Origin of the sequence: Nocardia australiensis, from assembly GCF_020733705.1 — a bacterium.
In the GTDB taxonomy this organism is placed as follows: Bacteria; Actinomycetota; Actinomycetes; order Mycobacteriales; family Mycobacteriaceae; genus Nocardia; species Nocardia australiensis.
In genome coordinates this window covers 1,403,820-1,417,599 of the sequence record NZ_JAJFZM010000001.1, presented here as the reverse complement: position 1 = coordinate 1,417,599, position 13,780 = coordinate 1,403,820, and the positions used below count along the sequence as shown (strand labels likewise).

Sequence of the window (13,780 nt, the reverse complement as noted above, 5' to 3'; positions counted from 1 at the left end):
GTCTATTGGTGGAGATATTTCTATTGATATCTAATGATCTTGATAGACGTGCGAATATGCAGCAATCAGACGCTTCGCAAATAGCGGCCGAAATGTGGCACGGTGAACCCGATGGTGCCGCGTTCTGCCGAATAAATCAGGCCCTTCTTGATGAGTCCGTCGCGGGCCGGGGACAGTGACGCGGGCTTGCGACCCAGCTCCGTGGCGACCGCCGACGTAGCGACGGGACCGTCGTCGCCCGCCAAATCCGCCATGGCCCGCATGTATTCGCGCTCGGCCGGGGTGGCGCGCTCATATCGGGAGCCGAAGAAGCCGACAGCCAGTTCCTCTTCCGCGGTCGGCGAGGCCACCTCGACGTCCTCGACACCGATCGGGCTCTCAGGGGCCTGGTCCCAGGCCGCCTTGCCGTATGCCTGCACGAAGTACGGATAGCCATCCGCCCTCTGGTACAAGGCGTCCAGGGCTTCGTCGGTGAACTTCACCTCCTCGCGTTCGGCGGGCGCGATGAGTGCCTGATCAGCGGATTCCCGGTCGAGCCGATCAATGCGGTGATAGCTGAACAGCCGCTCGGAATAGCTCTTGGACGCGGACAACACCGCAGGCAGATGCGGCAGACCGGCGCCGACCACGATGAGCGGCGCCGCGTCCTGGCTCAACTCGTGACAGGCGCCGCAGATCGCCGAGATATCGGCGGGACCGAGATCTTGCATCTCGTCGATGAAAATCGCGATACCGACCCCGATATCGCTTGCCAGCCCGGCTGCCTCCTTGAGCAACTCGATCAGGTCGATTTCGATATCGCCGGAATCGGCGCGACCGGTCACCGCGGGTACGTCTATGCCTGGCTGCCAGCGTTCCCGCATGCCCTTGTCGGCGGTGGAACGTAGCGCGAAAGCCTTGAGGATGCCGAGGAAGTCGTCGACGCACTCGGGGTTGCGGTGCGCCATCGCGATCGCTCGGACCGACATATGCAGCGCGGAGGACAGCGGACGGCGCAACTCCTGATCCGGGCGCGCCTCGATTTTGCCGGTGCCCCAACCACGCGAGACCGCGGCGGAGCGAAGTTGGTTGAGCAGCACCGTCTTTCCGACGCCCCGCAGCCCAGTGAGCATCACGCTGCGCTCCGGCCTGCCGCGCGCGATTCGTTCCAGCACCACATCGAAGGCCGTGAGTTGCTTGTCGCGCCCGGCCAATTCGGGTGGGCGCTGTCCGGCTCCGGGAGCATACGGATTCCGCACGGGGTCCATGCCCAGACACCGTAGCGCGTTATGTCATGCGATTCTGCCCATATCTATGGTGTGTCCTAGATAGGGTTATCGGCATGGCCGAGGAACCCACTCCCAGCACCACCGTCGAGGTGGTCGAATCCTGGAACGTTCCGGACGGGGCGACGGTGGCCGAACGTATTCGTTCGAACATCGTGATTGCGGTCGAGGGGGGCTTCGACGATCCGCAGCTCGTCGCGGACCTCGCGGTCGGGCCGCTGGTGATGGCGCTTGGGCAGCTAGAGGTCGGGTTGTCGGCCGCACTGCGCCGCATTGATGAGCTCGAGCGGGCACTGGCCGGTCGTGCCGACCACGGCACGCGCGATTTGTCCGAATCCTGATAGAGCGCTGTAGATTCCGTGCCGGACTCTCGTTTCGGTAACGCGCTCGAAGTCCCTCGATATCGTGTCGTGATCAGTCGGGCGTGTCGCTATTTCGGCCGTTCGTGCAGGGAATTTGGCGGTAGGCGAGAACGCGCTGGGCTGTGGGCTGGACAACGCCGCGCCCGCATCGTAATCTCTTCGTGACTTCATGGAGTCTGTCGCTTCGTAAGAGAAACGGCGCCAGGAAGTCACCGCCTAATCGGCTGTCGGGGCCAATCGTTCTCGGCTGCCGTGCCGGGGACCCAAGGTTTGTCTGGGAAGTAGGGCTGATTTCGGTCCGAACCCATGAGCTGATCCGGTCGGCGGGAGAGCAAGGAAGATCGGAGACTCAGCTCGGTGGGTAAACATAGTTTGCAACGGGATTCCCGGCTACCGAATTCCGTCAAGGGTGCCATCGTCATGGGCGCTGTGGCCGCAACAACAGGTGCGATGCCCGCGATTCCGGCCATGGCCGCCACCATCAACATTCCCGGTCTCGGCGACTTCGACGTACCGGTTCCGCAAGAGTACGAGCAGCCCGTTCAGCAGCTGAACCAGCAGATCCAGCAAGCCCTCGCCGCCCCCGCAGCGCCGCAGGCCCCGATGGCTGCTCCGCAGGCCGGCATGCCGAACTTCCAAGGCATGTTCGCCGCCCCGGCCGGCCCGGCCAACATCGCGTTGGACGCGGCCAAAACCAAGGTCGGCGCTATGTACTCCTGGGGTGCTGCCGGTCCGTCCACTTTCGACTGCTCGGGTCTGGTCCAGTGGGCCTACCGTCAGGCAGGAATCGATCTGCCGCGTACCAGCTTCGAGCAGTCGCATGTCGGCGCTCCGGTGGCCTTCGAGAACCTGCAGCCGGGTGACATCGTCGTGACGAACGGCGGCGGCCACGTCGGAATGTATGCGGGCGACGGCAAGCTGCTCAACGCCGTCCAGTCGGGCGATCCGGTGAGCTACACCTCGCTGAACCCGGACATGATTGTGACGGCACGCCGGATCGCCTGATCCGTCGTATCGTCTAACGCGTGGCACCCGCCCAATCCGGCACTCGGAATACCGCGACACAAGCCCGCGTCGATTCATGGACGTGGGCTGTGCGCTTGTTCAAGACACGAACGGCGGCTGCGGCCGCTTGCCGTGGCGGGCACGTCCGCGTAAATGGTGCTGCGGCTAAACCCGCGCATCCCGTACATCCCGGTGACGAAATTCGAATCCGTACCGGTGGTGTCGAGCGGATCGTGATCGTGGAGCGGATCATCACCAAACGGGTCGGTCCCCCGGTCGCGGCCCAATGCTTGATCGACCGCAGCCCACCCCCACCGCCGCGCGAGATTCTCGCGACCATGCCACGTCGCGACCGTGGCGCCGGTCGACCGACGAAACGTGAGCGCCGCGAGACCGATCGCCTGCTCGGCCGCGACGAGGGCTGAGAATTACTCGTCTATCGCTCGGCGGTCTTGGATTTTCGGGCCGCCGTTCGACTGGCGGCGAACGCGGCTACGGCGATCGTGGACAACGCGCCCAACATCAGGGCCGACGATTCACCCGGGACCAGCACGTGCAGTTGGGTGCCGACCGTGACGGCCGCGACCGGCACTCCGATCTGCGCGGCCGCGAGTGCGCCGAAGGCCATCGGCTGGCCGATGGCCTTGATCGCGAGATGCACCAGAATCGCGCCCGCACCGAGCAATAGCCCCAATCCGATGAGTTCAGGGCGCTCGCCGAATTCACGCAGGTTGAGCCGAGCTCCGAGCCAGACGAAAAACAGCGGACCGAGAAAGCCGTCGTTGATCGCGAAGAGCTGGCGGGCAACTCGGCGCGGCTCACCTACACCGGCGACGGCGAGCCCGGCGGCGAAGCCCGCCAACATAATCGATACATGCGTCTGGGTGGCCACCGCGCACAGCGCGAAAAGCGCCGCGAGACTCACGCGAAGTTCCAGCGCGAACGCGCGGTCCTCCGAGAGCCGATGCACCCGCCGCCGTCGTCCCGACCGCTCCAGCTGACGCAGGATCAGGAACAGCGCGCCCGCGGCCGCCGCGACAGCGACCGCACCGAGCGCGGTGCGGCCTGCGTTGCCCGGGTCGATGACCAAAGGCAATGCGATGACACACGCGGTATCCGCGATGGCGACCTGAGCTGTCAGGGCGAGCACCGGCTGGCCGGATAACCCGAGCGAATCGATGATCGGTAGCACCAGCGCCGCGGACGAGGACGCCATCAGCACCGCATAGATCGCGCCATGGGTGGTGCTGAACCAATGGGCGGCACCGAATCCCGCTACCGTCGCGAGCAGGCCGACAATCACAGCCCGCACGGCGCCGACCCCGAGCGCGGAGCAGACGGCCGGATCACGCACCGGGACATGGGTGCCCGCAACGAACATCACCACCGCGAATCCCATATCCGCCAGAAAGACGAACAGCGGGTCCGAGGCGTCCAGCACGCCGAAACCGGTTGCGCCGAAGCCAATTCCAGCGATCAATTCGCCGAGTATGACCGGTACATGCCAGGACATCCGCAGCGCGAGCAGCGGGCCGCACAGCCCGAGCACGACGATCAGAGCAAGGGTCGAGAAGGTCACGGGAGGGCGGCGATTTTCGCCGGGATCGCAATGTTCGCATCGGCATAGTTGATGGCACACACTCGGTGGTAGCCGTCGGCGATCACCATCGGGACGCTGGTGCGGAAGTCGCCGCGCACCAGCAGGATCGGTGAGAGCGCGGTGCCGCTATTGATCTTGATCAAATCGCGACGAACATGCGGATCCTCCGCGCTGAGCAATTCCAACTGGGCGGCGCGCAGAATGTCCTTGGCCTTCTTGTACACGATCGGGGCCGTGCGCAGGCCCGCCACCACCGCGTCGACAATCGCCGATTCGGCCAGTAGTTCGAGGTAATCCGCCGCGGCGGGGTAGTCGTGCTCGTCGGGTTGATGTTTCCAGGTCACGGTTATCGTTTCGGTCGTCATGGCGCCCATCATCGCCGCCCGAGCACCTGATCAGCGGCATTCGCGGGGTGTTTCGGACTCCTACTCCACAGTGCGGAACCGGGATGTGCACCGGACGGATGGGATTCGACAATTAGGGGCGTGACTGCCGAAAATCGGCGGCGGTAACGGTCAGCTCACCGGCGGCGTATCTGGTGCGGCATTCGCGGCGGCGCAGTTTTCCGCTGGAGGTTTTGGGGATGGCACCCGCTTCGACCAGGACGACGGCGCCCGGCGCGATGTCGTGCGTGCCGGCGATGGCGGTGCGAATCCGACGCGTGAGCGTGGCCAGTTCGTCGTTGGTATCGGTGGTCACCAGTTCGGCAACAACCACCAACTCCTGGCGAAGACCGTCGTCGTGGCCGAATGCGGCGACACGACCGGTGCGTACCTCGGGCGCGCAGGCGGCGACGGTCGTTTCGATATCGGCCGGATAGTGGTTGCGGCCGTCGATGACGATGAGGTCATCGAGTCGGCCCGCGACGAAGAGCTGCCCATTGTGCCAGAAACCGAGATCGCCGGTGCGCAACCAGGATTCGGGCCTGCCGGGGACGGTGGCGCCGAAACGCGCGGTGGTGGCGGTGGGGTTGTCGAAGTAGCCCGCGCAGACATTGGGCCCGGCGACCCAGATTTCTCCGACATCGGCCGCACCGACCTCGAGGCCCTCGGCCGGATCGACGACGGCGACCCGCTGGTCAACGGGCGCGCCGCAGCCGATGAGAGCGACGCCCTCGGGTGTTGCGACCGCGCGACCATGTGCCAGGGCGTTGCGATCGAATCGCTCCGTGACGGGATCTTCGGCCGGCGCGGCGATCGTCACCGGGAGAGTGGCTTCGGCGAGGCCATAGCCGGGCAGGTGAGCATGGTGCCGGAAGCCGTGGACAGCGAAGGCTTCGGTGAAATCGGTGAGCGTCTGTTCACGGATGGGTTCGGCGCCGTTCAGTAGTACTTCGAGGTTCGTGAGGTCGAGTCCGGCGCGTTCCTCGGGTGTTGTTGCCGAGACTGTCAGGGCCAGACCGAAATTCGGGCCGCCGGTGGATCCGGCGCGATAGTCGCTGCACGCGCGCAGCCAGCGGATCGGCCGCTTGACGAATTCTGCGGGCGCCAGCGTGATCCCGTGTACACCCGCGTAGAGCGGCAGGGCGAGGGCGAACACGAGGCCCATATCGTGGAAGAACGGCAGCCAAGTCACAATCGGTTTCGAACGTGAAGACGGAATGGCTGACCACAATTGATCGAGTGCCGCAGTGAGATTCGCGTGAGTGACTTGCACTCCGGCGGGCACCCTGGTCGATCCGGAAGTGTATTGCAGGTAGGCGAGATTCGTGCCGGAGGTGGATGGCGGATGGAACGGGGGGTCCATGGTGCGGTTCGAAATTTCGACGGTGCAGGGATCGGGCGGAAGTGTGAGTACGCGACCGAGTGCCGGGCCGAACAGGTCGGCCGTCGTTCGATCGGACGCGGATATCAGCCCGATAGCGGGGCGCGCGTTCGCAATTGCGGTCTCCAGTCGGGCGCTATTGCGGGCACCCGCTGCGGGATGGAGCGGGACGGCAATGCGATCGCTGGCAAGACATGCCAAGAAGGCCACGACGTAGTCCAAGCCATGCGCGCATAGAATCGCCACCCGATCGCCAGGATCGGATAACGCGGCAATCCGTAGTGCCAATATGTCTGTGGCACTGTGTAATTCGCTGTACGTCAGGGTGCGTGGATTGCATTCGGCTCCGCGATAACGCAATTCGGTGTAGGCGGCGGCGTCGGGCTTGATGCGCGCCCACTCGGTGACCCGAGCGGCAAGTAGGTTATGCGACGGTGTGGGCTCGGTTGGCGTCACGGGACCTCATCGGGGTTTCGCGGAGTGCGGTCATGCGGGCTTCGATGACGACAGTCCGTTCGGTAAGTCATCGCACTTCTCCGGATTTCGTAGCCGCGACCCGATCGGCGAGCGCTTCGGTGAGGGCATCGACAGTGGGATGCCGGAAGAGCTCGGCGGTGGAGATTCGGATACCGAGTCGGGTTTCCAGGTTGCGGCGCATCTCTATACCGAGCAGGGAGCTGAGGCCGAGATCATTGAAATCAGCTGTAGGGTCGATATATTCGGAGGCCGAATCGAGCGTCGCGGCAAGTACTGTGCGAATTGTGTCGGCGAGCTGTTCGGGCCGGCCGTCTTGGTCCGGCACGGTTCGAGTTGAGGTCGGTGCGTCGGAGCGATCGAGGTCGATCGACGGAATTCCTCGGCCGTTGGACGGGAATATGGTGTGCGCGAGTAGATCGCGCAGTCGTGCGCCGATCGGCGAGGAATCCGCGGTTGGGGTGTAATCGAGTGCGAGCAGATACGGGTCGTCATATCGCAGGGCCTGCGTAAGCAGCTCCGCGCCGCGAGCGACGGAGAATGCCGAGACCCCCGCACGTCGCATATGTGCCGCGCCACCGGCGGTTTCGGCGAGGCCCGAGGCCCACACGCCCCAGCCGACGCTTGTTATGTGCCGGTCGGGGTATGTCAGGGCGAGGGCGTCCATCGCGGTATTGGCGCTGGCGTAGGCGGCTTGGCCGGGGGCGCCGAGCGCGCCGGTGGCGGAGGAGAACAGCACCACGAAACCGGTCGGGTCCGCAGCGGTGAGTTCGATCAGGTTGCGGGCGGCGAGGTATTTCGGTGCGAACATCCGGATCAGCTGTCGACCGGTTACGGCCTCGAATGCGGCGTCCTCCAAGGTGCCCGCGGCATGCACGATTCCGCGAATGGTGGAGCCGCATTCGCGAATGTCGTTGAGCGCGTTGGCGAGGTCATCGCGGTCGGCGGCGTCGCAGCGAACCACGACGATACGGTCCTCCAGGCCATCGAGCAGCGCGGGAATCGGCCGGGGTGACCGGGTCAGCACCACGACATCCCGGGCGCCCGCATCGAGTAGCCATCGCACCGCTACCGCGCCGAGTGCGCCGAGCCCGCCGGTGACTACGTACGTGCCACACGCGTCGATAGGCTGGGCAACAGACAATTTCGGATGCGCGGTCGTAAATCTGCGAATCATCTGTGCGCCCAGTGAGATTCGTAGTTCGCCGGGGACTGCGCATGCTCTTGGGGACGGGTCGAGCGGGGCCTCGATGATTATTTCGCGTAGTGCCCGGGTGCTGTCGCTGGTCGCGTCGGTCCACACCAGTCGGATTGCACGACCCGATTCGAGCTGTAGGCAGCGGATCAATCCTGCGAGAGCCATCGGCATCGAGTGGTCGATTGCCGCCATCGCTCGCGTATCTGACCGTTGGCCTCCGGGGGGTGCCGGTGTGGGCAGACAATGATCGGGGAGAAGGACCGTCAAAGATGCGGTGGCATCGGCTGATTGGATGCGCTGGATCAGGTCGAGTACCCGCGCGGTGGTTGCGAGGACGTCGTCCGGTTCGGGGGTGGTATTCGAGGTGGCGGCGTCGTGCGGCCACACCAGCACGACCGCCGTGCGAGATGCCGACGTTCGTCCCGCGAGTACGGCCGAGACGATCGGGCCCGCGAGATCGGGCTCGCGAGCGACCCGCTCGGTTGGCAAGGTGCGGTCGAGCTCCCTGGTCAGGCGGATCGCAAGCGGTGACTCCCCGATCACGAGGGCTCGTTTTGCCTGGACCGACCCGGGCGCCGTTGTTGCCGATTGGGTGTCGGCATAGTGATCGGTGGTGCCGGACACGGGTGAATCCGTGACGCGAACTGGGTGGTTCACCGGTGCGCTGGAAGGCCCGATGTTCGAAGTACCGGTCGGAGCCACCGCGATCGGTTGCCAAATCTCGTGCCGAAAAGCCGTTATCGGAGAGTCTGATTCGAGATCGGATTGCTGGGCGGAGGCGACGAACCTGACCTCGACACCCGCGAGGGCAAACACCGGTGCGCCGTGCTGATCGGTGCCGATGACATCGCCGGTCAAACCGGTGCGGGTACGCCGCCGTACGAAGGCATGCACCTCGAGCACCACACGGTGCGGTTCGGTCGACAACCACGCCGTTTCGATGCCGATCGGCAGTGGCACCGAATCGGGTGGCAGGTCGTCGTAGCGGGCCGCGGCGAGTAGATGCAGACCACCATCGAGCGTCGCAGCTCGCGACAGCGGCGCGAAGTCGAAAGTGCCGACCGCGCAGTCACTTCCGACCTGGATGCCGCGAACGGTGCGGAAACCGGGTCCGTATTCGAGACCTCCCGCACGCAGATCGTCATAGAACGCGTCGGCCTCCAGCACTCGCATCTGGTGTCGCGCAGCCCGATTCGTGTCGACTGTCCGCATCCACGCGACAATGTCCGCGGGTGTCGGGTTACCTGCGACCCGAGCCGAGGCCAGCACCACGGCATTCCCGGATTCCGCCAGCACACCACTTCCCATGGCATCGCGCCGATAGGTGACGGTCGGCAGCACTGCCGGATCGCTCCGTATATGCACATTGAAATCGGTAACCACAGATGCCGCGCTCGACGTATTCGCCAACCGCGACAATCCGAGCAACCAGAACACCGCGGGTACGGTCGGCATCCCTTGCACCACGTGATCGGCGAGATCATCACTGACAAAAGCGGATTCGCCAACAATCGACCCGCCGTCACCCTCCGACCAGGGTGCCGTATGGTCCCGCCCGGATACCCCACTGCCGTCCGATGTGCCGCCCCCGGCGACCCAGCCACTACTGGCGCCCCGCGCCCCCGCCCCGGTGTCGGCCCGTCCGGCCCCGGCATCGCGACCGATTCGGTTAGCCGGTTCGGAACTTGTATCGACGTCGGTTCGGGTGGTGAGTTCGTGTCCGGCATCTACGCCGGGTCCGGTTCCTGGATGGGATCCGGCATTCAGTTCGGTCCGGGTGGCGAGTTCGGTGTCGGGCGGCGTGGGGGCATCCGGGTGGTTGCTGGCTGCGTGGTTGTTCGGGTGCCTGGCAGGCGTGGCAGGGGGTGGGGAGGGGTGTGTGGGGGTGATCAGTGGGAAGTGGTGTTTGGTCCATTGGCGGGTTGGAGGTGCGGTGGTGAAGGGGCCGTTGGCGGACCAGGTTATGGAGTAGCCGTGGGTGTGGAGGTTGGCCAGGCAGGCGAGGAAGGCGGTGGCCTCGTCGTCGCGGGTGGTCGCTGCGTGGGTGGCGTCGCGGAAAGCCGGATATTCGCGAACGGCGGGCACGAGGATCGGATGCGGTGCTATCTCCACGATGGTGGACAGGCCATCGGTAGCCGCCCGACGAAGTGCGGCGTCGAGTTCGACTGTGCCCGAAGCATTATCGGCCCAGTATCGCGCGTCCATCGTGGGTGTGGTGATGGTGCGGGCGGAGTGTGCGGTGGAATAGATGGGGCAGTGTGGGGCCTGCGGCGCGAGATCGCTGAGCGTTTCGAGGAACTCGGGCACGAGCGGAACAACCTGCGGGCTGTGCGCGGCGAAATCGACGGCGATCCGTTGCGCGAAGAGATCGCGGCGCTTCGCACGACGCACCACGGCATCGACGTAACGGGGCTCGCCGGAGATCACGACAGAACGTGGTCCGTTGACGGCCGCGATGCCAACCATGGCACGCACTGGATTCACCAGGCTCGCGGCTTCTTCCTGGGTCGCTTCCAGCGCCGCCATCGCGCCGCGCCCATCCAGATCGGCCAGAATTCGGCTGCGCGCCACAATAACTCGCGCCGCGTCCGACAGCGATAGCGCGCCACCCACCGCCGCCGCGGCCACCTCACCCAGGCTGTGGCCGACGACCGCGTCGGGCGTCACGCCCCACGAGGACAACAGCTCGGTCATCGCCATCTGGAAGGCGAATATCGCCGGCTGCACGAATTCGGTAGCTTCCCTATGGGTTACGGCGGCGCTCGCCGAGAGCGCAAACCCATTGCGGGGAGTCCATACTCGCGGACCACCCGCCGCAACAATGGCATCCGCCGCATCGGTAACCGCCCGCGCGAACACTGGATACCGCGCCGCTAACGCTCGGCCCATCCTTGAATGCTGGCCCCCCTGCCCGGAGAACAGAAACAGCACACTACCCCGCCGCCGCACCGAACCAGCCGCGATCACCCGCGCACCCGTTTCCCCGCGCGCGAGCCCCCGCAGCCGCTGCGCGGCCTCCTCTTTATCGCGCGCGATAACAGCTGCCCGTATACGTTCAGGCATCAAACGTGATGCGGCAATGCCGAATTGGCGCAATGATGGTTCGCCTTCGCCGGCCGCGTGAGCACCCCGCACGTCGCCGACGAACGGGTCCGGTCCGGGGTACTCGGCAAAACTGTCATCCGTCTCGCCCGCTACTCCGATCCCATCGTTGGGTTGGGATTGTGCTGCCGCGTTGAATGCGGTGTTCATGTCCGAAATAGGTTCGGTGAGATTGCCCGGTTCGGATGTTTGTGTCGCGTTGGTATACCGAGGAAGGACGTCGGTTCGGGGTGGCCCGGGAGGTTGCGTTGGCTGGGGTTCTGAGGTGTGGTTGGTGGGGGTTGTTGGTTCGACGGCAGGGTCGAGTAGGGCCGCCCATTGTTTTGCGCGCGAACGTAATTCGGCGATGTCGCGGCCGGTGATGGGGATGAGGACGGGTGGTTCCTCACCTCGGGTGGTGGGGATCGGCGTGACGCCGCGTAGGACGACGTGGGCGTTGGTACCACCGAAGCCGAAGGAGCTCACGCCGGCTCGGCGCCGCGTAATCGGGGTCGCGGTCCAATCAATCGGTACGGTTGGGACGCGCAGGCCGTGATCGGCGAGCTTCAATAGAGGGTTCTCGGTGTGCGAGTTGATGGTTGGGACGATTACGCCGCGCTGGATGGATAGCGCCGTCTTGATGAGGCCGGTGACACCCGCCGCCGCTTCGAGGTGACCGATATTGGATTTGATCGAGCCGATCCAGGTCGGATCGCCGCCCGCCAGCACGGCGGCGAGTGCGCCGACTTCAACGGCGTCACCCAAAGGTGTTCCGGTACCGTGACATTCGATATAACCACTGGTGTGCGGCTCGAGGCCGGATCGGGCCCACGCGGTCCGCAGTGTGTGCTGCTGGGCGCGGCCGTTCGGTGCGTACAGTCCATTTGAGCGCCCGTCCGAGCCGACCGCCGAGCCGACGATTTCCGCATAGATCCGGTTGCCTTCACGCTGCGCGTCCGCGGTGCGCTGCAATATCACTACCGAGCAGCCGTCACCGCGGGTGTAGCCGTCAGCGGCGGCGTCGAATGGTTTGCATCGTCCGTCGGGTGCGAGGAATCCTCCCTGCGCCAAGTAGTCGGAGGTATGGGGCAGCAGGCTGAGGTTGACCCCGCCAACGATGGCGAATGGCACCGTATCGTCGCGGAGCAGCCGCATCGCCGTATCGACGGCCACCAGGGATGAGGAGCAGGCGCTGTCCACCACCAGGCTCGGTCCGCGCAGGTCTAGAACGTAGGACAGCCGGTTGGCGATAATGCTCAGCGCGGAGCCGGTCACCGCATAGGGTGCGTCGTGCCCGCCACGGCCGAGCACGCTGATGCCGTGTTCGTAGGTACAGGCGCCGACGATAACCGCCGTATCGGAACCTTTTGTGCGATAGCCGATTCCAGCGTCATCAAGAGCTTCGATGGCGACTTCGAGTGCGAGGCGTTGCTGGGGATCCATCAGCGCGGCCTCACGGCGAGAGATGGCGAACCAGTCGTTGTCGAACGATTCGACGTCGTCGAGGTATCCGCCGCGCCGCGTACCGAGCCGTCCGGGCGGTGGCGGCGCGGTGGCGTCATTGCCGTTCAGGAGCATGCGCCAGAACTCGGTCACGCCGGAGGCCCCCGGTACTCGGCAGCCGATACCGACGATGGATACGGGTGGGGTGTGGGTAGTAGTCATCGCATCGCGAGGTGCTCGACCAGTTGTTCGATATCCGGGTGGTCAAAGAGGGCGGTGAGTGAAACCTCCACTCCCATAGCATCTTCCAGATGCGCCGTGAGCCGGGCCAGCTGAATGGAGCTGAGGCCGAGATCGCTGAATGGCGTGTCGGTGCGGACGGTGGCGGCCTCGATGCCGAGTAACCCAGCGACCGCGGTCACGGCCGCCGTGGTGAGTGCGGTTCGTCGATCCAGCGCCATCCGACCTCCCCTCCCCCTCGTCCGAGGCCGCAGCCCACCACAGCCTGTACCCCAGAAATTATGCCGTAGAAATCGAGCGAGGCAAGGACAGATATCCACGAGCTATTGCGCTGACACCCCATGGGTTTCACCGACCCGCTCGATCACTTACGGTGGGACAATGCCTCCAGCCAGCGACCGGACGCCAACCCTATCGGCCGTGTTGCGCAGCACCGCCGCATTGGCGGCGACACCAGGTCGGCTGCTGCGGCCACGTCGCCCCGACGCCCGGTTGCTGGCGAGCCTGGAGGCGGCCCCGCTTCCACAGGCCAGGGCGACGGTCGGCGTCACCGTGCTTATGCAGGCGACGCTGTCGGCGCCGACGACGATCGTCGTCGAAGGCGTGCGAAGCCTGCGCGAACTGCCGATGACCATGGCGGCTTACCTGATCGAGCACCCGAAGGCCCGGTTTCTGGTGGACCCGGCGCTGTGCTCCGGCGTGCACGAGCGGGTGATGCCCGAGCTACCCTTCCCGATCCCGCTGCTGGTCGCCCCGGATAGACCGGTCCTCGGCCTATCCGATGCGCTGGCCGCCCGGGATATCGACGGTTCCTCGATCGACTTCGTCATGCCTACCCACCTGCACTGGGACCATGTGGCCGGGCTGTTGGAACTGCCCGATTCCGTGGCCATCCGGGTTCCCGCGATCGAACACGACTGGGCACTCGGCGGTGACCACGCGCCGATCGGGGTGGCGCGCGGCCCGCTGCGTGGCCGGACCTTCGATACGTTCGAACTCGATGGCCCGCCGGTACTGACCTTCCCGCGCAGCCTTGACCTGTTCGACGACGGCTCGGTGCTGCTGGTCGATCTGGCCGGCCATACGCCGGGCAGCATCGGGGTGCTGCTCGCGGTGAACGACGGCACCCGGGTACTGCTTGCAGGTGACGCGGTGTGGAACAAATTGCAGGTCGAGTTGATCAGGGAAAAGGCGCCGCTGCCCGGCGAACTGTTCGACGAGGACCGCGACGCCACCTTCGCGACGATCCACCGCCTGCACGCCCTCCCGACCGGCATCGACATCATCGCGGCACACGACCACGCGGCCGTCGCGGCGCTGGCCGCAAGGTAGTCACGCCGTCACCGCT

The 13,780-nt window shown here is 65.4% G+C and carries 10 protein-coding genes; 4 read left to right on the top strand and 6 right to left on the bottom strand.

From position 1 onward, the window contains the following. Positions 1-65 precede the first annotated feature (65 nt). Positions 66-1,247 (bottom strand): ATP-binding protein, encoded by a 1,182-nt coding sequence (locus tag LKE06_RS06470; protein WP_227997712.1) that lies wholly within the window; start codon positions 1,245-1,247, stop codon positions 66-68. Positions 1,248-1,321: 74 nt separating this feature from the next. On the opposite strand from LKE06_RS06470, the gene LKE06_RS06465 reads away from it, so the two are divergent. The 3 genes from LKE06_RS06465 to LKE06_RS06455 all read left to right on the top strand — a co-directional run bounded on the left by LKE06_RS06465 (position 1,322) and on the right by LKE06_RS06455 (position 3,057). Continuing rightward, positions 1,322-1,606, top strand: coding sequence for a hypothetical protein (locus tag LKE06_RS06465; RefSeq protein WP_227997711.1), 285 nt, complete (start codon positions 1,322-1,324; stop codon positions 1,604-1,606). Between the two features lie 441 nt (positions 1,607-2,047). Continuing rightward, a complete protein-coding gene (locus LKE06_RS06460) occupies positions 2,048-2,632 on the top strand; it encodes a C40 family peptidase (protein WP_227999302.1) in 585 nt (194 codons plus the stop codon). A 20-nt stretch (positions 2,633-2,652) separates the two neighbouring features. Then, positions 2,653-3,057, top strand: a complete 405-nt coding sequence (locus LKE06_RS06455; RefSeq protein ID WP_227997710.1) for an RNA-binding S4 domain-containing protein — start codon at positions 2,653-2,655, stop codon at positions 3,055-3,057. Between the two features lie 11 nt (positions 3,058-3,068). Here the strand turns inward: LKE06_RS06455 and LKE06_RS06450 are convergent, their stop codons facing one another. From LKE06_RS06450 to LKE06_RS06430, 5 genes are all read right to left on the bottom strand, one after another. After that, complete coding sequence (locus tag LKE06_RS06450) at positions 3,069-4,211, bottom strand: cation:proton antiporter (protein WP_227997709.1); 1,143 nt, start codon at positions 4,209-4,211, stop codon at positions 3,069-3,071. Further along, positions 4,208-4,597: a hypothetical protein gene (locus LKE06_RS06445; RefSeq protein WP_227997708.1), complete on the bottom strand. Its 390-nt coding sequence runs from the start codon at positions 4,595-4,597 to the stop codon at positions 4,208-4,210. The genes LKE06_RS06450 and LKE06_RS06445 overlap by 4 nt, the downstream gene beginning before the upstream one ends. Positions 4,598-4,709: 112 nt before the next feature. After that, positions 4,710-6,452, bottom strand: coding sequence for a fatty acyl-AMP ligase (locus tag LKE06_RS06440; RefSeq protein ID WP_227997707.1), 1,743 nt, complete (start codon positions 6,450-6,452; stop codon positions 4,710-4,712). Between the two features lie 67 nt (positions 6,453-6,519). Beyond that, on the bottom strand, positions 6,520-12,414 hold the full coding sequence (locus LKE06_RS06435; RefSeq protein WP_227997706.1) for a type I polyketide synthase: 5,895 nt from the start codon (positions 12,412-12,414) through the stop codon (positions 6,520-6,522). Further along, the gene (locus LKE06_RS06430; RefSeq protein ID WP_227997705.1) at positions 12,411-12,653 is read right to left on the bottom strand and encodes an acyl carrier protein; all 243 of its coding nucleotides are present in this window, start codon (positions 12,651-12,653) and stop codon (positions 12,411-12,413) included. Before LKE06_RS06430 ends, LKE06_RS06435 begins: the two co-directional genes overlap by 4 nt. A gap of 160 nt (positions 12,654-12,813) precedes the next feature. Here LKE06_RS06430 and LKE06_RS06425 point away from each other — a divergent pair, with 160 nt between their 5' ends. Then, positions 12,814-13,764 (top strand): MBL fold metallo-hydrolase, encoded by a 951-nt coding sequence (locus tag LKE06_RS06425; RefSeq protein WP_227997704.1) that lies wholly within the window; start codon positions 12,814-12,816, stop codon positions 13,762-13,764. The last annotated feature ends 16 nt before the right edge of the window (positions 13,765-13,780 follow it).

Excerpts from the sequence above, each read along its gene's own strand:
- LKE06_RS06465 (WP_227997711.1), top strand. The coding sequence starts at position 1,322 with ATGGCCGAGGAACCCACTCCCAGCACCACCGTCGAGGTGGTCGAATCC.
- LKE06_RS06430 (WP_227997705.1), bottom strand. The coding sequence starts at position 12,653 with ATGGCGCTGGATCGACGAACCGCACTCACCACGGCGGCCGTGACCGCG.
- LKE06_RS06470 (WP_227997712.1), bottom strand. The coding sequence starts at position 1,247 with ATGGACCCCGTGCGGAATCCGTATGCTCCCGGAGCCGGACAGCGCCCA.
- LKE06_RS06460 (WP_227999302.1), top strand. The coding sequence starts at position 2,048 with ATGGGCGCTGTGGCCGCAACAACAGGTGCGATGCCCGCGATTCCGGCC.
- LKE06_RS06425 (WP_227997704.1), top strand. The coding sequence starts at position 12,814 with ATGCCTCCAGCCAGCGACCGGACGCCAACCCTATCGGCCGTGTTGCGC.
- LKE06_RS06435 (WP_227997706.1), bottom strand. The coding sequence starts at position 12,414 with ATGACTACTACCCACACCCCACCCGTATCCATCGTCGGTATCGGCTGC.
- LKE06_RS06445 (WP_227997708.1), bottom strand. The coding sequence starts at position 4,597 with ATGACGACCGAAACGATAACCGTGACCTGGAAACATCAACCCGACGAG.